General features: G+C 56.6%; 14 protein-coding genes. 8 read left to right on the top strand and 6 right to left on the bottom strand.

Features of this window, described 5'->3' with window-relative positions:
* The first annotated feature begins 3 nt into the window (after positions 1-3).
* The 4 genes from G9Q73_RS10560 (at position 4) to G9Q73_RS10545 (ending at position 4,637) form a co-directional block, all read left to right on the top strand.
* The gene (locus G9Q73_RS10560; RefSeq protein ID WP_177419755.1) at positions 4-816 is read left to right on the top strand and encodes a CbbQ/NirQ/NorQ/GpvN family protein; all 813 of its coding nucleotides are present in this window, start codon (positions 4-6) and stop codon (positions 814-816) included.
* 225 nt (positions 817-1,041) lie between these two features.
* Positions 1,042-3,165 (top strand): nitric oxide reductase activation protein NorD, encoded by a 2,124-nt coding sequence (locus G9Q73_RS10555; protein ID WP_177419754.1) that lies wholly within the window; start codon positions 1,042-1,044, stop codon positions 3,163-3,165.
* 110 nt (positions 3,166-3,275) lie between these two features.
* Entirely contained in the window at positions 3,276-3,881 is a 606-nt protein-coding gene (locus G9Q73_RS10550; protein ID WP_177419753.1) for an MlaC/ttg2D family ABC transporter substrate-binding protein, read from the top strand.
* A 261-nt stretch (positions 3,882-4,142) separates the two neighbouring features.
* Positions 4,143-4,637, top strand: a complete 495-nt coding sequence (locus tag G9Q73_RS10545) for a retropepsin-like aspartic protease family protein (protein WP_246345181.1) — start codon at positions 4,143-4,145, stop codon at positions 4,635-4,637.
* Between the two features lie 1,401 nt (positions 4,638-6,038).
* Here the strand turns inward: G9Q73_RS10545 and nosD are convergent.
* A complete protein-coding gene (gene nosD, locus G9Q73_RS10540) occupies positions 6,039-7,457 on the bottom strand; it encodes a nitrous oxide reductase family maturation protein NosD (RefSeq protein WP_177419752.1) in 1,419 nt (472 codons plus the stop codon).
* Between the two features lie 306 nt (positions 7,458-7,763).
* Here nosD and G9Q73_RS10535 point away from each other — a divergent pair, with 306 nt between their 5' ends.
* Positions 7,764-8,342: a PEGA domain-containing protein gene (locus tag G9Q73_RS10535; protein ID WP_177419751.1), complete on the top strand. Its 579-nt coding sequence runs from the start codon at positions 7,764-7,766 to the stop codon at positions 8,340-8,342.
* 70 nt (positions 8,343-8,412) lie between these two features.
* Here the strand turns inward: G9Q73_RS10535 and G9Q73_RS10530 are convergent, their stop codons facing one another.
* The 3 genes from G9Q73_RS10530 to metH all read right to left on the bottom strand — a co-directional run bounded on the left by G9Q73_RS10530 (position 8,413) and on the right by metH (position 14,548).
* Complete coding sequence (locus G9Q73_RS10530) at positions 8,413-9,072, bottom strand: c-type cytochrome (RefSeq protein ID WP_177419750.1); 660 nt, start codon at positions 9,070-9,072, stop codon at positions 8,413-8,415.
* 68 nt (positions 9,073-9,140) lie between these two features.
* Positions 9,141-10,280, bottom strand: coding sequence for a hypothetical protein (locus G9Q73_RS10525; RefSeq protein WP_177419749.1), 1,140 nt, complete (start codon positions 10,278-10,280; stop codon positions 9,141-9,143).
* A gap of 467 nt (positions 10,281-10,747) precedes the next feature.
* Complete coding sequence (metH, locus tag G9Q73_RS10520; RefSeq protein ID WP_177419748.1) at positions 10,748-14,548, bottom strand: methionine synthase; 3,801 nt, start codon at positions 14,546-14,548, stop codon at positions 10,748-10,750.
* 115 nt (positions 14,549-14,663) lie between these two features.
* Here metH and G9Q73_RS10515 point away from each other — a divergent pair, with 115 nt between their 5' ends.
* Genes G9Q73_RS10515 through G9Q73_RS10505 form a run of 3 tightly spaced genes read left to right on the top strand, consistent with a single transcriptional unit; the run spans position 14,664 to position 17,327 of the window.
* Entirely contained in the window at positions 14,664-15,683 is a 1,020-nt protein-coding gene (locus G9Q73_RS10515) for a response regulator (RefSeq protein WP_369408875.1), read from the top strand.
* 52 nt (positions 15,684-15,735) lie between these two features.
* Positions 15,736-16,368 (top strand): peptide-methionine (S)-S-oxide reductase MsrA, encoded by a 633-nt coding sequence (gene msrA / locus G9Q73_RS10510; RefSeq protein WP_177419747.1) that lies wholly within the window; start codon positions 15,736-15,738, stop codon positions 16,366-16,368.
* Between the two features lie 11 nt (positions 16,369-16,379).
* On the top strand, positions 16,380-17,327 hold the full coding sequence (locus G9Q73_RS10505) for an acetoin utilization protein AcuC (protein ID WP_177419746.1): 948 nt from the start codon (positions 16,380-16,382) through the stop codon (positions 17,325-17,327).
* A gap of 48 nt (positions 17,328-17,375) precedes the next feature.
* Here the strand turns inward: G9Q73_RS10505 and G9Q73_RS10500 are convergent, their stop codons facing one another.
* Together G9Q73_RS10500 and G9Q73_RS10495 are read right to left on the bottom strand one after the other, a co-directional pair.
* The gene (locus tag G9Q73_RS10500) at positions 17,376-17,837 is read right to left on the bottom strand and encodes an OsmC family protein (RefSeq protein WP_177419745.1); all 462 of its coding nucleotides are present in this window, start codon (positions 17,835-17,837) and stop codon (positions 17,376-17,378) included.
* Between the two features lie 73 nt (positions 17,838-17,910).
* Entirely contained in the window at positions 17,911-18,522 is a 612-nt protein-coding gene (locus G9Q73_RS10495; RefSeq protein WP_246345179.1) for a uracil-DNA glycosylase family protein, read from the bottom strand.
* Between the last annotated feature and the right edge of the window lie 101 nt (positions 18,523-18,623).

Here is an 18,623-nt window from a genome sequence, read left to right as displayed (position 1 = left end):
CCGTTGCAAGCGCGCATTCTGAAGCCTGAAGAGTATTTTATTAACGAAGAGCCTTACTATCAGCCGGTAGGTGATGAGATAGAGGTCTTCGAGGCCGCCTATCGCAATCAACTGCCGGTTCTGTTGAAGGGGCCGACGGGTTGCGGCAAGACCCGCTTCATGGAGCACATGGCGTGGCGGCTAAAGCGCCCGCTGATCACCGTCTCCTGCCATGATGATTTGACTGCGTCTGATCTGGTCGGACGTTTCCTGGTCAAAAGTGGTGAAACAGTCTGGGTGGACGGTCCCCTGGCGGCTGCGGTGCGGGCCGGTGCCATCTGCTATCTGGACGAGGTGGTCGAGGCGCGCAAGGACACCACTGTGGTGATCCATCCCCTGGCGGATGACCGCAGGGTGTTGCCGATGGAGAAGATTGGGGAACTGCTGGAGGCGAACGCCGACTTCTGTCTCGCGATCTCCTACAACCCAGGTTACCAGAGTGTGTTGAAGGATCTCAAACAGAGTACCCGACAGCGTTTTATTGCCCTGGAGTTCGACTATCCGGACGCGGCGCTGGAGCAGAAGATTATCGAAAACGAGGTCGAAGTGGCCTCGGAGATGGCGCATCGATTGGTGAAGTTCGCCCATATGACCCGCAACCTCAAAGGCAGCGGTCTGGACGAGGGCGCCTCCACGCGTCTGCTGGTACATGCTGCCAAGTTGATTCACGATGGCGTCGATCCCGTGGTTGCCTGCCGGGCATCTATCGCCCAGGCGCTGACCGACGATGCGGATATGCTGACGGCGGTGAATGAACTTAGCGCGTCACTTTTTTAGGCAAAAGGCTAAAGGCTGGCAAATCGAATATTTGGCCGAATCTTGCGTCAAGCATGTAGGCCCGATCAAGCGTAGCGGATCGGGCATCCAGGCTTTGGCAGAACGATTTAGGTTGCCGGTTCCGCTACGCTTGAACCGGCCTACGACTACGACACATCAGGCGGCATAACTCGGCATCTCCCTTGGCACGGCCACCTTTAGCCTTTAGCCTTTAGCCCCCAACCTATGCCAAAACTGCCCCAACTAACCGCTGACCAAATCCAACCCCTCCTGGACGACTGGTTCGAGGTGGAATTTACCTTCCGTAATACCGGTGTTCTCGCCGCTGCCCTCGCGCTGATGTCTGCGGGTGAACAGGCCTTTGTACTCGACTGGACACAGCGCATCGCCAGCACGCATGTCGAGATCGCCTTCCAGTTTGTCGAGCAGTCCAGCCGCGCCTTGAGTCTGATGGATGAGCACATGATCGAGGCCTGGGTGTTGCATGCCATGGATATCTACGACCGCTCCGGCCTCTATCCCGGCCTGAAGGTGATTCGGGAGATCGATCTCTTCGTGCGCCAGGGGCGGGAGCGGGCATCCGGCTGTGTTTTCGAAGAGGAGGTGGGGGTGTTGCTGCCCTTTGTCCAGGGCCTCTCCGGGCGCAAACTGAAGGTTGAGCAGGGCGACCACACTTTTACCGACAGTGAAGTGATCTTTCTACCGGCTGTGATGGCCCATCTGCCCGACAAGCAGGACAACTTCAAGCTCTACAAATCTGCAGTGGCGCACCTTTGGGCGCAGGCCCGTTTCGGCACCTTCAGGGTCGATCTCGAACAATACATCGCAGCACATCCTACGCCCGATCTGGCGCTGCGCTGTTTTCATGCACTCGAGTCGGTGCGTCTCGACACCTGTATCGCTCGTGAACTGCCCGGCCTGTTTCGGGAGATGGGTGAACTGCGGGATAAGCTTGGTGATGCGGATGTGCCGGATGGCTGGTCATCAGTGACCGCCGAGCTGACCCGGCGGGAGGCCAGCGCAGCGGATTCCCTGCGGTTGGTCGACAAAGTCATCGGTAGCCGGTTACCTGCATCCAGCTGTTACCGGGGGCGCCTGAAACCCGCAGAAGTGACGGCTGTTTTGGATAAACGCCTGCAGCGCGAGCAGGCACAACTGCGGGTGGCCCTGAAGCTGATCGAGGATGAACTGAAGGAGGGGCGGGAAGATGAAGAGGCCCCGCCTGGAAAGTTTGAGGTGGACAAGAAGCCTGATATGTCGGTGCCGGAGGGGTTTCAGATCGAACTCATGCTGGACGGCAAGTCCATCCCCATCCCGGACGATGTGAAGGGCACCATGACCTCGATCCTGCAGGATCTCGGCGATATCCCCGATGAATATCTCGTCCCGGCGGGAGCCGGTGAATACGAGCTGAAGGATTATGCGGAGCAGCGGCTCGATCCTGAAGATGTCTGGGGCGGCACCTACCATGAGGAGGGCGCGTTTCTCTACCAGGAGTGGGATTTTCGCCGCAAACACTATCGCAAGGATTGGTGCGTGGTGCGCGAGTTGCCGGCCAAACCCTCTTACGATGGATTTGCCGGCCGGGTGGTGACCAAGTACCGGCGGTTGCTGGGTAATCTGCGTAAGACCTTCGAGGCGATGCGGGACGAGGACCGGCTGCTGAAACGCCAGGTCTACGGTGACGGCGTGGATATCGATGCCTTTGTGGAGGCCTGGGCGGATATGCATGTCGGGTTGGAGATGAGTGACCGGCTGTTTACCCGCATGCACCGGGACGAGCGCAATATCGCGGTCATATTCATGGTGGATATGTCGGGTTCCACCAAGGGATGGATCAATGAGGCGGAGCGAGAGGCGTTGGTGCTGATGGCGGAGGCCCTGGAGACCCTTGGTGACCGCTATGCCATCTATGGCTTCACCGGTTCGAGCCGCAAGCGTTGCGAAATCTATCGGATCAAGACCTTCGATGAACCTTACGACGATGAGGTAAAGGCGAGGATCAGCGGTATAGAGGCGGGGGACTACACTCGCATGGGGGCGGCGATCCGCCACCTCAGCCAGTTGCTGAGAGAGGTTGAGGCGCGCACCAAGCTGCTGATAACCCTGTCCGACGGAAAACCGGAGGACTATCCCGACCCGTATCGTGGAGAGTACGGTGTTGAGGATACGCGACAGGCCCTCTACGAAGCCCATCGTGACGGTATCCATGCCTTCTGCATCACCATCGATGAGGAAGGGCAGGACTATCTGCCCCATATGTACGGGGCGGCAAACTATGCTGTAGTAAAGGACGTGGAGAAACTCCCCCTCAAAGTTTCAGATATTTATAAAAGAATAACGAGCTGATACAGCTTGATTTTCTTCGAGCGCGTAGGCAACCTCCCAGCACACGCTTGAAAGTGTACAGACAACGGCCACAAAGAGGGTCGGAGTTATTTTGACCACTGGAGGAAATTATGAAGTTAAGACTGGTTGCAGTATGCGCAATGATGCTTTTCGGCGCTGTGCAGGCACACGCCATGCCGGGTTATGGTTATCCACAGTCCCAACAGCAGCAGGAAGTCGGCCCGGATACGATCATACGCGAGGGTTTGACCCAGCTGCTGAAGTTTCTGCGCACCAAGGAACAGCGCAACCCCATGCAGATCACGGCGTTTCTCGAAACTGTAATCGCGCCCAATTTCGATTTTGACTATATGGCGCAGTGGGCGGCCGGACCGGCCTACCGCAACATGAGTGGGGGTCAGCGTCAGGCTATGAGCCAGCAGGTGAAAGAGATGCTGCTGGGCACGCTGACCAAACGCCTCAGCAGCTACGAAGACCAGGATGTGCGCTTCTATCGTCCCCGCCGCGCGGGACGAAACGAGGTGAAGGTGAGCGTCGGCATCCTCAACTCCGGCGGTTACCCAGCGAAGATAGATTTTCGTTTCTATCATGCTGAAGACGGCTGGAAGGTGTTTGATGTCTCCGCCAACGGCACCAGCGCTCTTGCCTACTATCGGCAGCACTTTTCGAAGCAGTTGCGGGATAATAAAGGTCAGAGGCGTGGTCATCGCGGCTGATTGAGCTGGGAATAAAAGGGCCGGGGTCGGGTTCGGCTCCGGCTTTTTTGTGTCTGAAGGAACTTGTAGGATGTGGTGAGCTTGCGAACCCATCGGCCGCTAATGATGCGGTTCATTCTTTCACCACATCCTACACAAGTTGACAAATGTAGGCCGGATCAAGCGCAGCGGATCCGGCATCGCGTTTGTTGGAGAGTCTAACTGTTGATGAAAAGACCATCACTGCAACCAGGCAGAGGTCCAAGGCGTCCAGGTGAAAAAATGGGTCGCTGGATGATCTTTGCCGCCTGGGCGTTGCTGCTTGGCCTGTTGGCCATGTTCTTCTCCAATCTGCTGGAACAGCAGTCCAATCCAAACCGGGACCTGGTGAACTCCTCAACGGAATCCGGTCCCAAAGAGATCACCCTGTTGCGCAACCGGGCCGGACACTATGTCGCCCCCGGCTTCATCAACGGCGCCCCGGTAATTTTCCTGCTTGATACGGGCGCCACCAATGTCGCGGTATCCGCCTCGCTGGCAGAGCGCCTCGCACTCAAACGTGGCGCCCAGTCGATCAGTTTGACCGCAAACGGCCGGGTCAGAACCTGGTTGACCCGGCTGGATCGGGTGCAGCTCGGTTCCATAATCCGACAGGATGTGCGTGCCACCATCATGCCCGGTATGGTGGGCGATGAAGTGCTGCTGGGGATGAGTTTTCTAAAACATCTCGAACTGGTGCAGAAAGGCAAAACCCTCATCCTGCGTCAAGGGGAATAGTCTCATGCGGGTTGATCCAGGTTTGGTGCAGCTGCTGTCGCTGCATCTCGGTCGTTTCCCTGTCCCATAGCGCTGCAGGCACAAGGATCTGCCGGCTGTTGATGCCGTGGCGGTTGGCCTGAAATTCGATCGTCAGCAGCTTTCCTGATCGCAATACCTCGATCGAAGCGGTTGTCGGGTCGCTGCCTCTTTCGGGGAGTCGCGATTGCGAGTGCAGGGGGGCCCCGTTAAAGAAAAGGATCAAGTCGCCATTCTCCAGTCCGGCGGTCATGGCGCCGCCGTTTGCATATCCCCCGTAGGAGACCAGGGCGGGTTTTAGGGGGATGTCCAGTCTCTTCGCCAGCGCCTCGAGTTGGGGATTGATGGAGTTCTGCAGTTCTTTCTCCGCATAGCGGGAGCTGGTGAATTTGATCCGTTCGATGAATAGGCTCTGGGATTTCAGGAAGGCATCCAGTGCATTTTTATCCTTCCCCATTTCGACAAGGATCTTGCCTTTGGCGTAGTAGAGCGCCTCTTTCCTCTGCTCGTTGGCATAGACGCCGCTTTCACTCTCCAGGTCGGGATATTCCACCAGCAGCCACGCGGTGAGTGCGAGCAGTTCCTCCAGTGAAAACTGCTGGGTGAGTGCATCCCAACTGCGCTGCCGCTGGTGGGCTTGGGAGATCAAGTCAACGAAGGGGCGGGTGGGATAGGGCTGGAGCGCGGGAAGCTCACCAGATCTGTACATCTCATAGCCGATGCGTAACAGCTCCAACGGATGGTCTCTGTAGGCCTGTCTCTGGAGCCTGCGTACATAGCGACGCTGTTCTTTATGCTGCAAAGCTCTGGCGAAGTGTTTTCGTGAGAGCGCTACTTTGTCCTCTGTATCTTTGCTCGGATTATATCGGTTGGGGATCCAACTCCCCCACATGACGTTCGCGTAGAGGTTGTTTGGATCCAGTTTCAGCGCCTTGCTGAAATGGAGGTCAATATTCAGGCCTTCGATGCCATTGCGATGTCTGAGTATATCGAGCCAGCCGAGATGGGCCATGATGGTTGCCCGCTCTTCGTCCGCGGCGGAGACGGCTCCACGGTAGAGCACCAGGCCGAGTTGGTTCTCCTGTATGGACTGGTATTGATCGCGATGGGAGTGACGCACGTCGATCACCATGACTCTGCGCAACTGCTCCATCGCCAGCTCAACTTCAAACTTGCGCGCTTCGCTGGATGAAGGATCGAGTTCAAGCGCCTGCTTCAACTGCTGGAATGCGCCGTTTAAGTCGCCTATCTCCCGCTGTAGTTTCGCCCCCTCCACCCGCTCATTGACGGTCTCCTGGGTATTTTTCCACTGGCCGAGAAGATCCTGAGTCTGGTTGGCAACGATCACCAGCGAGAGGATGGCGGTAAAGCCACCGATCCACTTCAGGGAGAGAGTGAAATAGTGCCATTTGCTCTGGTGCTGCGGAGTGGCGCAGTGGGGGCAGAGAGAGGCGTTTTCGTGGATCGGCTCTTTGCATGCGATGCAGAGTTTTTGATCTGGCTGGTCCTTGTGTTGCATGAAACGCCTTCAATGCTTGTCCGGATAGATAGGCACAGTATAGCCCCGGCATAGGCGGCCGCACATGTCAGTGTATGCGGGGGGGCCGGGTCGCTGAGAATCAGTTCGGGATCGGAGAAGGGGGCGAGGCGTTCTATGAAATCGATGAACTCCATAGTGGGTGTGCTGCGGAAAAACTGCGTTGTTGGCCGATCCATCCAGATACGGTCGGCGTAGAGATAGATGTCGTGCGGCAGATCTCCAATGTGGTTCCCGTCCAAGTCGAAACCTTCATAGTTATCCCAATGGTTGTTGCGCCAATCGTTATAACGAGCACTGATTGGCGCGCTCACCGCAACGGACATCAGGTTATTGTCGAAATGATTGTTATGGATGATGTGGCCGCCCTTCTCGCCGTAGAAATAGATGGCGATGTTGTTGTAGGTGAAGTGGTTGTTACGTATATAGAGGATGTTCTCCGGGTGAATCGGTGAGTTTGCCGTCAGTCCCACGGCATTGTGCACGATCTCATTGTTGACGATGGCGACTTGGGAGCTCTCCTTGATGGCAAGTGCTGAGCTGCCGGTGTTGCGTATGTGTTCGATGCGGTTGTCCCGGATATCCAGTTCATCTGAATAGATGGCGACGATGCCGGTGTCATTGTTGCCGATATGGTTGCCCCGTATCTCATTCCCTGGTGAGAAGATGAACTCCATACTGATGCGATTGTTCTGTAGTCTGTTGCCGATGATGTGGTTATCGGCAGAGTTGGTCAGAAGCAGGTCACGCACGCCGATAATCTCATTCTCTTCAATATGATTGTTGCGGCTGTACCATAATCGTATTCCTTCACCGCGCAGACTGGATACGACAGGTTTGGAGGAGATTCGGTTGCCCCGAATGGTGTTGTCGTTGCCCTGATGGATGTTGATGCCGAACAGCACATTGTCGAGGGTGTTTTGTTCGAATGTCACATTATTCGCGTTAAGCTGCAGACCTGCATCGAGGGCATTGTGGGACTCCCCGGAGTTGGTGAGATGCAGTCCCCGGATAACCGTATTATCGGCCTTTACGGTGAGGACTGTGCCCTTGCCGCCCCCGTCGATGGTGACCACTCCCTGCCCGTCGAGGGTGATCTGACGTGAAATGATGATAGGGCCGCGATAGGTGCCTGCGGGCGGCCGCAGGGTGGTGCCGAGCGGTGTCAGGTCAATAAAAAGCTGCAGTGACGGCAGGCAATAGGCAGGGCTGACGAGCAGGCTGCCGAGCAGTAACAAGAGAGTGAGCCGGAGAGTTCTTGTCATGGAAAACCACTTCCAGGGTGGAGGCGTTCTAAAGTTGTTTTGCAAAAGTGATTACGTCATTTCGGCCAGGTAGAGATGTCTCATTCTCCCCGTTAGTTCGAAAAACCGGTTCAATAGGGTTCCCATATATCGTCCCCAAAGATACGGGATGTTGGTATGATCTATGTCACGCGATGTGAGAAGCCAACGTCGATTTTTTAATCGGGAGCTGGTACAAATTGGTTGTGAGGACGAAGTCTGGCTTAATCGCCTGCCTTGAATAATTCATGGTATCGGACACAAGAAAAACTACGTGGAGTCAGTGATATGTTCAAAAAATATTCTATTCTTTTCTCAGCAATGCTGTTGCAGGGATGCGGCAGTTCACTGATTGTTCCGAATACTGACACGATACCGGTTCGTTCCGAGCCTTCAGGTGCAGCGGTTTATGTCATGGGTAAATCGATGGGGAATACGCCGGTCGATGTGAAGCAGCAGGATGTGTTTCCGCTGGTCTACGATCCGGAAAAGATAGCACTCTACGGAATCATTCAGCTGGAAATGGATGGATGCGAGCCACTCTCTCAGCGTGTAAGCGGACGGGTTATCAGTCGTGGAGTTGATGCCAAGTTAAAGTGTGGCGAGCCTATGAAAGTCCAGTCAAAAGGCACTGCTTCTGCTTCTGCTTCTGCCGTTGCTGCCTCGCCGGTTGCTGCGCCAGTGGAAAAAGAAGTCTCCTCAGAGGCAGCCAAGGCTTCTCAGACTCAAGCCGCGCAAGCTGTAGAGCAGGTTGTACCGAAGACAAGTAAAGAGCGTCTTATACACCTGAACGACCTGTATGAGGAAGGTCTTGTTTCCGAGAAAGAGTATCAAACAATCCGTAATCGCATTCTGAATGAACTGTGAGGACAATAGTAAAACGTCCCGCTTACCGGTTGGGTAAACGGGACGTGGCAATGTGCCGTAAAGTTGTAAGTTAATGGTTGGATAGCAACCTGATGTAACTGATGAGTCCGTCAATCTCTGCATCAGATAACAAGTCTTTCCAGCCAGGCATCAAACCCTTTCCTGTGCTTCCAATGGTGATGTTTTTGCGCATCTGTTCGTTACTGATTTGGTTCATCGTAACCCCATCAGTGTGATCTGCGGGTGACATTGTAATGACATTGGTCAAAGCGCCATCCCCTTTGCCGTCTCTCCCATGGCAGGTTGCGCAATTTTTTTGGTACACCTTTTTTCCAAGCTCCGGATCGCCTGCAAGCTCGTGTTTTGATCGGTGAAGAAACCGAATATAGGCAACCAGAGAGTGTATCTGCGGTTCGGATATCGCCAAACCCCATCTTGGCATGCTCTTATTGACCGTTCCGTGGGCCATGGTCCCCTGAATGATTCGGAATAACTCTCTATCCGACAATTGGCTGACATGGCCTCCGTTGGTAAGATCCGTGACAGGCGTGTCCAGTTTCCCTGCCAGCGGGCCATCCCCTTTGCCGCTTTTTCCGTGGCAAAGAAAACAGGTCGTGTTGAATAATTGATTTCCCTCATACGCCTTGGATGAGGCGGAAAAAACGGGCGAAGTGAAAATCGCACCGGCAAGTAGTGCCGATGCCAGTATTACCGTATGTCGTTTTATCATCTCTAACTCCTGCAACATTATTTGTGACTAGCACGTGTGGTGGCTGATCGAACAAATGAGGTTAACCCTCAGAAACCCGCAAACAGTTGCAGAGTAAACTTGTTGTCGTGACCATCGGCTCGCGCATCCACGCCGGAACCGTCTTCTGTTACGTAGTAGAATTCAAGTCGAACATTCTGAGCGAACATGTAGTTTGCACCAAGCGTGACCGAGTTGAATTCTGAATCGGTAGTCGATCCATCGTCCAGCATGCGGTAGGCGGCATAGATATCAACCTTGTTGGGTATCAACCCGAGTTGTCCCAGAATAGCAAAGGAATCCGCGTTATTGGCATTACTGCAATTACCGACAAAATGGTCAGCATCATGCGAGCACTCGCCGTAACTTGCATAGATTCCCAACGGCATGCCACCCACATTGCCCTGTGCCTGCCCGTCGATGACCCAACCATCTGTAGCTATGATCTTGTCGACAGGACCATCTGCCACTTCGGCATCGCCGGTCCAGTATTGAACGCCAAAACCGGTGTCCCAACTTCCGATAAATGGCGTATAGGCAGCCCTGAAGTAGTGGGCGAGTCCGGATGGTGCGACCTCCATATCGGTACCACCCCATCCAGGAACCCAAGGCGAGTAGTTGAGGAAGTAGTTGTTGCTGGAAGCCACCAAGGCGAGACCGGTGGCGGCCCCGCTTGCAAGCCCAAGTGCCTGGGCAGCACTGAATCCCTTGCGATCTTCGATGGGGCGCTGGGAGCGCTGAGCGCCGGTATTGAGAAGCTCAAAGCCGTAACCAGAGCCCAGGCCATCCGTGGAAAAGGGGATGGCGCTGAGTTGAGTGTTGCCTACTTGTGCAACATTGAAGTGAACCTTTGTCGACAGGAAAGCGTTGGCGGTGTCATCTTCAACGCCACTGACAAGGCCAAGTTCCATGAGGAATCCCGCCTTGGCAGCCAATCGTCCGCCGATAAGCAGTGCGGCTTCATCAGGCCACTGAATTTCTCCCCGGTCTGTTCCTTGATCTGAGTTTCCGTTGGTTTTGACATAACGGAGCTTTGCGATGACTGAGGCATTGAGTGTTGCAGGCATGGAGAGATCGTCACTCTCAATCAGCCCTTGGCCGCCTGTCATGGTGTAGCCGCCAGCACGGAAAGCGCGACCAAAGGTATTGAGCGCGGGAAAATGTTGAAAGTGGCATGCGGTACAGGGCATGCTCGTTTGTCGTGCAAAGGCCGGAACGGCCGAGGCTTCTTTAGGTATTGTCAAAACGCCGCTTATTAGTATTAAGCCCGTTAGGGAAATACGTTGAAGCATGTTGCTTGTGCCTATGGTCATGTTTCCTCCCCAGAATCATTATTTAGTTATATTGTGATTATTGGCTTATTTGACTGTTGCCGATAATCTACAAACAACCTTACAAAACAGACGAGATTTGACCTTGGGCAGAACTACTACCATTGCGGAAAAAAAACCCTACCCTTATTTTATTAATATGTTTATTTGGCAGGCCAAGATATGTGTAACGCAATAAGAAAGCTGAAAAAACAGATGTTTTCCATGACCTGGAAAACATTGAGATTGGGGTAGAGATAGGGCTCAATGCTGAAGATATAGACAGATTGCCTACCCTGGCATACCTGAGCCTTGCAGTAATGAGAAGCGGCCCCAAGCCCTCTGTTTTACACTTCCGGCTCATAGGCCAGATTGGGCGCCAGCCACTTTTCCGCTTCTTTCAGATCCATGCCTTTGCGTTCGGCATAGTCCGCCACCTGATCTTTGTTGAGTTTGCCGACGGCAAAGTAGCGGGCCTCCGGGTGGGCGAAATAGAGACCGCTGACTGCGGCGGTGGGCACCATCGCCTTGGATTCCGTGAGCCAGATGCCGGTGTTCCTCTCCGCATCCAACAGTGTCCAGAGAAGATCCTTCTCGGAGTGGTCCGGACTTGCCGGATAACCCATTGCCGGACGTATGCCGGTGTACTTCTCTGCGATGCGCTCCGCGTTGCTGAGTTGCTCATCTGACGAATAACCCCAGAGCTCCTTACGCACCTTTTCGTGCAGCCATTCGGCCAGGGCTTCGGCCAGACGATCGGCCAGTGCTTTCAGCATCAGTGATGAGTAGTCGTCGTGATCGGCCTCGAACTCGGCGACCTTTTCGTCGATGCCGATGCCGGTTGTGCAGGCAAAGCCGCCGATGGCATCGAGCTTGCCGCTCTCCTTGGGTGCGACAAAGTCTGCCAGTGACTCGTTGTACTTGCCGCTGGGCTGTTTGCCCTGTTTGCGCAGATTGTGCAGTGTCGTGAGGATTTGTGCGCGGGATTCATCCGCAGCCGCTCCCGGCGTCCTCGGTCTCTGCTCCAGACTCGACTCTACCACCTCCATCCCTGGAGGCGTGCCTCCCGCGGCATTGGTACTTCCCTGTACGGCATACACCTCTATGTCATCGCCCACGGCGTTGGCGGGAAAGATCCCTACAACAGCATTGGCTTGCAGCCACTTTTCGTCGATGGTCTTGGCCAGCATCGCCTCTGCGTCGGCAAAGAGCTTGCGCGCCTCTTCGCCTTTGACCGCATCCTCAAGGATCTGGGGGTAACGCCCCTTCATCTGCCAGGCGTGGAAGAAGAAGGTCCAGTCGATATAGGGAATCAGTTGCTTCAGGTCGATGTCGCTGAGGGTTGTAATACCGTATTTGGCGGGTGCAACCGGCTCGAAGACGGACCAGTCGATTGGGGTCGCATTGGTGCGGGCCTGTTCGATGGGGATCAGGTTACGTGCCTCGTTCTTATTCGCCCGGCGCTGGCGAACTGCTTCGTATTCAGCGCGGATTTTGGCTATATAGTCGTCCCGCTGCTTACTCGACAGCAGGTTACTGGCGACGCCGACTGCGCGGCTGGCGTCCGGCACGTAGACCACCGGGTGGTCACAGGCCGGTTCGATCTTCACTGCGGTGTGGGCGATGGAGGTGGTGGCGCCGCCGATCAGCAGGGGTTGTGTCATGCCGAGTCGTTTCATCTCTTTGGCGACGTGGACCATCTCCTCGAGGGACGGGGTGATCAGGCCCGAGAGACCGATGATGTCGACGTTCTGCTCCCGAGCCTCCTTGAGGATGGTGTCAGCGGGCACCATTACACCGATGTCGATCACCTCGTAGTTATTACACTGCAATACTACGCCGACGATGTTCTTGCCGATGTCGTGTACGTCGCCCTTCACCGTGGCCATCAAGATCTTGCCCTGAGCCCGAGCGCCGCACTCTGCTTTTTCCGCTTCGAGGAAGGGGTTCAGATAGGCCACAGATTTTTTCATCACCCGGGCTGATTTCACCACCTGGGGCAGGAACATCTTGCCCGCGCCGAACAGGTCACCGACCACGTTCATGCCGTCCATCAGCGGCCCTTCGATCACCTCCAGGGATTTGTCGAAACCCTGGCGGGCCTCTTCGGTATCCGTGTCGATATACTCGGTGATGCCCTTCACCAGGGCGTGCTCCAGCCGCTTGCTGACAGGCCAGGAGCGCCACTCCAGATCCTCCTTCTTCTCCACGTGGGCCACGCCCGCGTAGTTGGGAGCGATCCCCACCAGCCGGTCACCGGCCTCAGGATCTTTGTTGAGCACCACGTCTGTCACTGCGTTGCGCAACTCGGTGGGCAGATCATCATAGACCGCCAGTTGGGCGGCGTTGACTATGCCCATGTCCATGCCTGCCTTGATGGCGTGGTAGAGGAAGACTGCGTGGATCGCCTCGCGCACCGGATTGTTGCCGCGAAAGGAGAAGGAGACGTTGGAGACGCCACCGGAGATCAGCGCATGGGGGCAGGCCGCTTTTATCTCACGGGTTGCATCGATGAAGTCGACGCCGTAGTTGTTGTGCTCTTCGATGCCGGTGGCGACGGCGAAGATGTTGGGGTCGAAGATGATGTCCTCCGCCGGGAAGCCCTCCTCTTCGGTCAGAATCTGATAGGCGCGGGTACAGATCTCCACCTTGCGCGCCTGGGTGTCGGCCTGACCCGTCTCGTCGAAGGCCATCAGAATAATCGCCGCGCCGTAGCGGCGGCAGAGTCTGGCATGCTGCTTGAATTTCTCCACCCCCTCTTTCATGGAGATGGAGTTGACGATGGACTTGCCCTGCACGCACTTCAACCCTGCCTCGATGATCTCCCACTTGGAGGAGTCGATCATCACCGGCACTTTTGAAATGTCCGGCTCGCTGGCGCAGAGATTGAGAAAACGCTGCATCGCGGCAATGCCATCGAGCATCGCCTCATCCATGTTGACGTCCACCACCTGGGCGCCGTTCTCCACTTGGGCGCGGCAGATGTCCAGCGCCTCTTCATACTCTTCGTTGAGGATCAGGCGCTTGAATTTGGCGGAGCCGGTGACGTTGGCCCTTTCGCCCACGTTGACGAACAGCGAGTCAGGCCCGATGTTGAGCGGCTCCAGGCCGGATAGGCGGCACTCGGGGTGGATCTCCGGCCGTTGTCGCGGCGCCTTGCCCGCCACCGCGTCGGCAATCGCACGGATGTGCAGTGGTGAGGTGCCGCAGCAGCCGCCGATGATATTGAGAAAACCGGCCTCGGCCCACTCGCTGAGATACTCCGCCATGTGGGCCGCGTCGAGGTCGTATTCACCGAACTCGTTGGGCAGGCCCGCATTGGGGTGGGCGGAGACGAATGTCTCGGAGATGCGTGACATCTCCTCCACGTACTGGCGCATCAGTTCGGGGCCGAGGGCGCAGTTGAGGCCGATGGAGATCGGTTTGGCATGGCGCAGGCTGTTGTAGAAAGACTCGGTGGTCTGGCCGGAGAGGGTGCGGCCGGAGGCATCGGTGATGGTGCCGGAGATCATGATCGGCAGCCGTATCCCGTCCTCATCGAAGACCTGCTCGCAGGCGAAGATCGCCGCCTTGGCGTTGAGGGTATCGAAGATGGTCTCGATCAGCAGCAGGTCCACGCCGCCCTCGATCAGGCCTCGCGCCGCCTCGGCATAGGCCTCCACCAACTGATCGAAGGTGATGTTGCGCGCGCCGGGGTCATTGACGTCCGGTGACAGGGAGGCGGTGCGGTTGGTGGGGCCGAGTACCCCGGCGACAAAACGGGGTTTGTTTTCGGTAGTATGCTTTTCAGCCGCAGCGCGGGCCAGTCGGGCCGCGGCAACGTTCATCTCGTAAGCCAATGCCTCCATGCCGTAATCGGCCATGGAGATCCGGTTGGCGCCGAAGGTATTGGTCTCAAGGATATCGGCGCCCGCCTCCATATACTCCTCGTGGATGCCCTGGATCACCGCTGGCCGGGTCAGCACCAGCAGGTCGTTATTTCCCTTCAGGTCGCTCGGCCAGTCGGCAAAACGCTCGCCTCTGTAGTCGGCCTCATCGAGCTTGTGGCGCTGAATCATAGTGCCCATGGCGCCGTCCAGAATGAGGATGCGCTGGCGTAGAATCGATTCGATTTCCGGAGTACTATTTTGTCTGTGCGGATCGGCCATTCAGGGAACTCAGAATTTGGTACGGAACCGACAATTATAAGACGTTGCGTTGATGTAGGCGAATCCCTCTGTTTTTTGCATCTCGGCGCTTCCTTATCCTCACGGAGAATGAATTGTGGCGAGACAAGCCTTTCTGATTGATGATTCCAAATCTGCGCGCATCGTGCTCAGTCGTTTGTTGAGCCGGCACGGCTTTGATGAGGTGGTGATGGCCGAGTCGGGTGAACAGGCCCTCGAACTGCTCAAGGATACGGTGCCGGATGCCATATTTGTCGATTATCAGATGGATGGCATGGATGGGTTGGAGACGATCGCTGCGATAAAAAAGGATCAGCGGCTGGCTAAGGTGCCGATCTTTATGTGTACCGCCAACGAGGGGGCCGACTACGCAACCGCCGCGCAATCTTACGGTGCGATGGGGATTCTTACCAAGCCGCCGACCACACAGCGTCTCAAGGAGATAATCGAACTCATCGACGGTGTTGAAGGCGCGGCTGTTCCTGCAGCGGTGTCCACTGGAGCGGGCGCCAAACCGGCTGTTCCGGCATTTGTCATTACAGCGGAAGAGGTGCGGACGATTGCCAGGGAGGCGGCGCAGCAGGCGGCCGGGGAGGTCATAGGGCCTCTGGCGGAGGCCGCTGTGGAGAAGCGGCTGGCAGAACGGCCGCTGGAGATCGACGTCGACAAGCTGCGTGAAGAGATCGCCACACAGGTCAGCGGGGAGCTGGAAGGTATCGTCAGACAGGTTAACGACTCCATCGTGGCTGAGGTGATAGAGACCCATTTTCGTGAACAGTGGCAGCAGGTCTCCGGACAGATAACTCAACAGCTTGAAGCGTTCCGCAGCGAGGTCTTGGGGCAGGTGCCGGAAAAGAACGACATGATCGAACATATCCGTATGGTTACGGAGGGTTCCATGGAGGCGCTGGCAACAGAAACGGCCACCCGGGTCTCACAGGAGGTGGCGCACCATACGGCGATCGAAACGGCTGAAGCACTCATCGATCATCGACTCAGTGATGAGGTCGACAGCGCACAGAGCAAGGCCGGCAAGCAGGGTCAACGGACCCTGCTCTATCTGGGGATAACGGTGTTGTTACTGGCGGTGGCCGCCGGGTTGATCATCTATAATTGAATCGACCCCGGCTTTTGTCATGCGGGGCCCTAACAGATCCCGGGAGAGCCCCATGTTCGGATTGGACAGCAAGAGAGAGATGCCGACGCCGTCGGAGGCCCTGCCCGGCAGAGATACGCCTATGGCCGTGTTGTCGGAGCATTTTGTTAACGGCAATTCACTGGCAGGCCCATTTCCGGAAGGGATGGAATTCGCCATGCTCGGTTTGGGGTGTTTCTGGGGGGCGGAGCGGCGCTTCTGGGAGTTGCCGGGGGTCTATTCCACCGCCGTGGGTTATGCCGCGGGGTTCACGCCGAACCCGACCTATGACGAGGTCTGCACCGGCAAAACAGGCCACAATGAGGTAGTGCGGGTGGTTTTCGATCCGGCCCTGGTGAGCTACAAGACACTATTGAAGCATTTCTGGGAGTCCCACGACCCGACCCAGGGCATGCGCCAGGGCAATGATGCAGGGACGCAGTATCGCTCCGGCATCTATACCTACAGCAAGACCCAGTTGGCTGAGGCGGAAAAAACGCGGGCGCTGTTCCAGGCTGCGCTGACCGCCGCCGGGGGCGCGGAGATCACCACCGAAATCCAACCTGCCGCCGAGTTCTATTTTACCGAGGATTACCACCAGCAGTATCTGGCCAAGAACCCGCAGGGTTACTGTGGTCTGGGTGGAACCGGCGTCTGTCTCCCGTAGAGTCTGGTCCCATGTCAGACACCGCCATCTACGCAGGAGGACGACTGGGGGAGTACAACTTCGGCGCCGATCACCCGTTCGGCCCCTCCCGTCACGATGCCTTTTTCGACGAGTTCAGGCGGCGGGGACTCGAGGCGCGCTGCGCTGTGGAAGCGCCGGTATTGGCTGACCGGGAGGCGATCGCCAGATTTCATACGAGCGAATATATCGATCGGGTGGAGCGGGCCTCGGTGGACGGCCAGGGCCTGCTGGATGCGGGTGATACCCCAGCCTTTCCCGGCGTGATGGAGGCATCTGCCCGGGTCGTGGGCACGGTGCTCAAGGCGGTGGACGATATCGTCACCGGTAATTGCCGCCGGGCGTTTGTGCCCATAGCCGGTCTGCATCACGCACGTCGTGACAGTGCCGCCGGTTTCTGTGTCTTCAACGATTGCGGGGTCGCCATCGAGACCCTGCGCCGGGTTCATGGGATAAGGCGCGTGGCCTACGTGGACATAGATGCCCACCATGGTGACGGGGTCTTCTATGCGTTCGAGGATGACCCGGATCTCATCTTCGTCGACCTGCATGAAGATGGCCGCTATCTCTATCCCGGTACCGGTTCGGTGACCGAGACAGGGCGCGGTGAGGCGAAGGGGACCAAGCTCAATATCCCGATGCCGCCGAAGGCGGATGATAAGGAGTTTTTCAAGACGTGGGAGGTTGCCGAGTCATTCTTGGATCGCGCGCAGCCCGACTTCATCCTTTTCCAGTGCGGTGCCGACAGCCTGGCGGGTGACCCCATTACCGATCTGCGCTATTCAGGCGCTGCTCATCGCCATGCTGCATCACGTCTTCGCCGGTTGGCGCAGCGTCACTGTGACGGCAGGCTGTTGGCGCTGGGAGGTGGTGGCTACAACCTGGAGAATCTGGCTGTGGCATGGTGCGCGGTGGTCGAGGCCTTTATCGAGGCTGCGTAGGGTTGCGCCGGATCCGCTACGCTTGATCCGGCCTACATTGGCCCGTGGCTACTCTGCCTTGTGCAGAAGCTGACCCGCCTTGTCCACCACCTGGACGCCCACCGGGATGCCCTCACGAATACTTGCGGTGACGATGCAGAAATCCTCGAACAGATCCGTGCAGCGTTTCAGTTTTGCGGATTCCGCCAGTTCGTCGTCGATGGTGATTTTGACCTCGATGCCGCCCACCCGCAGGCGCTTCTTCTCGTTGCGCACCATGGTACAGGTGGCCTCAGCTTTGATGCTGTGTGCCGGAGCGTCCTCTTTTGCCAGGCAGAACATCAGGCTGGCGCTGAGGCAGTTGGCAGTAGCTGCGGCCAGCAGACGGGATGCGTTGGGACCGTTGCGTTCGCCCAGTGGTGGGGGTTCATCCAGCAGGATGTCCTCTGCTTTTTTGAGATCGAATTTGACCTTGAAGGCGTAACCCTCCTCCTGCTCCAGGTGGATAGTGAAACGACCGACTTCTGACATAACAATCTCCTTTGTAAATCATTGATGAGGTTACACTATATCCAAAGAGGGTAGACGGTATTAACCGCTTCGATTATTCACCGACAATCGACTGCCAGGCGCGATGCGCCCCTATTTGTGACATGGCCTGTTGCAGCAGGCTCTTGCCGGGTTCGGTGCGGAACCAGGTGTTGAGGCCGGAGGGGTGGGGCAGGGGAATTACGTCCGTGGTCAGGCCATTGATTTCGATCTGATGGGTTTTGCCGACGATATCGACCAGTTTGTCTACCTTCATGAAACGAGTCATGGCCAGTTTGCCGACGGGGATCAGCAGCCGGGGTTTGAGCAGTCCGAACTCCGCGTCGATCCAGCGGCTGCAGTTCGCTATCTCAATCCTGGTTGGTACCCGGTCACCGCCTTTCGGATTTTTCCCGGGAAAGCAGCGGCAGACTGCAGTCATATAGATCCGGCTGCGAAACTGCGTTTCATCCAATCCAATGCCGTCGAACCATTTGAACAGGGTCTTTCCGGCGGTCCAGGCAAAGGGTTTTCCTGCGGGGCCTTCCCTGTCGCCCGGCGCCTGGCCGACCAGCATGATTGGAGAGACGACCGGCTGGCAGATGACCACCGGCCCGGTCATATCAGGACAGAGCCGGCAGGCCCGCAGATTCGATTGGTGCTGTTTGATGGCTTGAAGGGGGGTCATGAGGCGTTAAACTAACAGAAATGGAGTGTAGGTCGGATCAAGCGTAGCGGATCCGGCGTGGATTATCTGTTCATAACACATTTTGCCCGATCCGCTACGCT

It is taken from the genome of endosymbiont of Lamellibrachia barhami (assembly GCF_011947365.2).
Classification (GTDB): Bacteria; Pseudomonadota; Gammaproteobacteria; order Chromatiales; family Chromatiaceae; genus QGON01.
This window is presented reverse-complemented; position numbering and strand designations above follow the sequence as displayed.

What these genes read in the sequence shown, in the direction of transcription:
- G9Q73_RS10545 (WP_246345181.1), top strand. Translation starts at nt 4,143, where the DNA reads ATGGGTCGCTGGATGATCTTTGCCGCCTGGGCGTTGCTGCTTGGCCTG.
- G9Q73_RS10555 (WP_177419754.1), top strand. Translation starts at nt 1,042, where the DNA reads ATGCCAAAACTGCCCCAACTAACCGCTGACCAAATCCAACCCCTCCTG.
- G9Q73_RS10535 (WP_177419751.1), top strand. Translation starts at nt 7,764, where the DNA reads ATGTTCAAAAAATATTCTATTCTTTTCTCAGCAATGCTGTTGCAGGGA.
- G9Q73_RS10550 (WP_177419753.1), top strand. Translation starts at nt 3,276, where the DNA reads ATGAAGTTAAGACTGGTTGCAGTATGCGCAATGATGCTTTTCGGCGCT.
- G9Q73_RS10525 (WP_177419749.1), bottom strand. Translation starts at nt 10,280, where the DNA reads ATGCCCTGTACCGCATGCCACTTTCAACATTTTCCCGCGCTCAATACC.
- metH (WP_177419748.1), bottom strand. Translation starts at nt 14,548, where the DNA reads ATGGCCGATCCGCACAGACAAAATAGTACTCCGGAAATCGAATCGATT.
- msrA (WP_177419747.1), top strand. Translation starts at nt 15,736, where the DNA reads ATGTTCGGATTGGACAGCAAGAGAGAGATGCCGACGCCGTCGGAGGCC.
- G9Q73_RS10505 (WP_177419746.1), top strand. Translation starts at nt 16,380, where the DNA reads ATGTCAGACACCGCCATCTACGCAGGAGGACGACTGGGGGAGTACAAC.
- G9Q73_RS10495 (WP_246345179.1), bottom strand. Translation starts at nt 18,522, where the DNA reads ATGACCCCCCTTCAAGCCATCAAACAGCACCAATCGAATCTGCGGGCC.
- G9Q73_RS10500 (WP_177419745.1), bottom strand. Translation starts at nt 17,837, where the DNA reads ATGTCAGAAGTCGGTCGTTTCACTATCCACCTGGAGCAGGAGGAGGGT.
- nosD (WP_177419752.1), bottom strand. Translation starts at nt 7,457, where the DNA reads ATGACAAGAACTCTCCGGCTCACTCTCTTGTTACTGCTCGGCAGCCTG.
- G9Q73_RS10530 (WP_177419750.1), bottom strand. Translation starts at nt 9,072, where the DNA reads ATGATAAAACGACATACGGTAATACTGGCATCGGCACTACTTGCCGGT.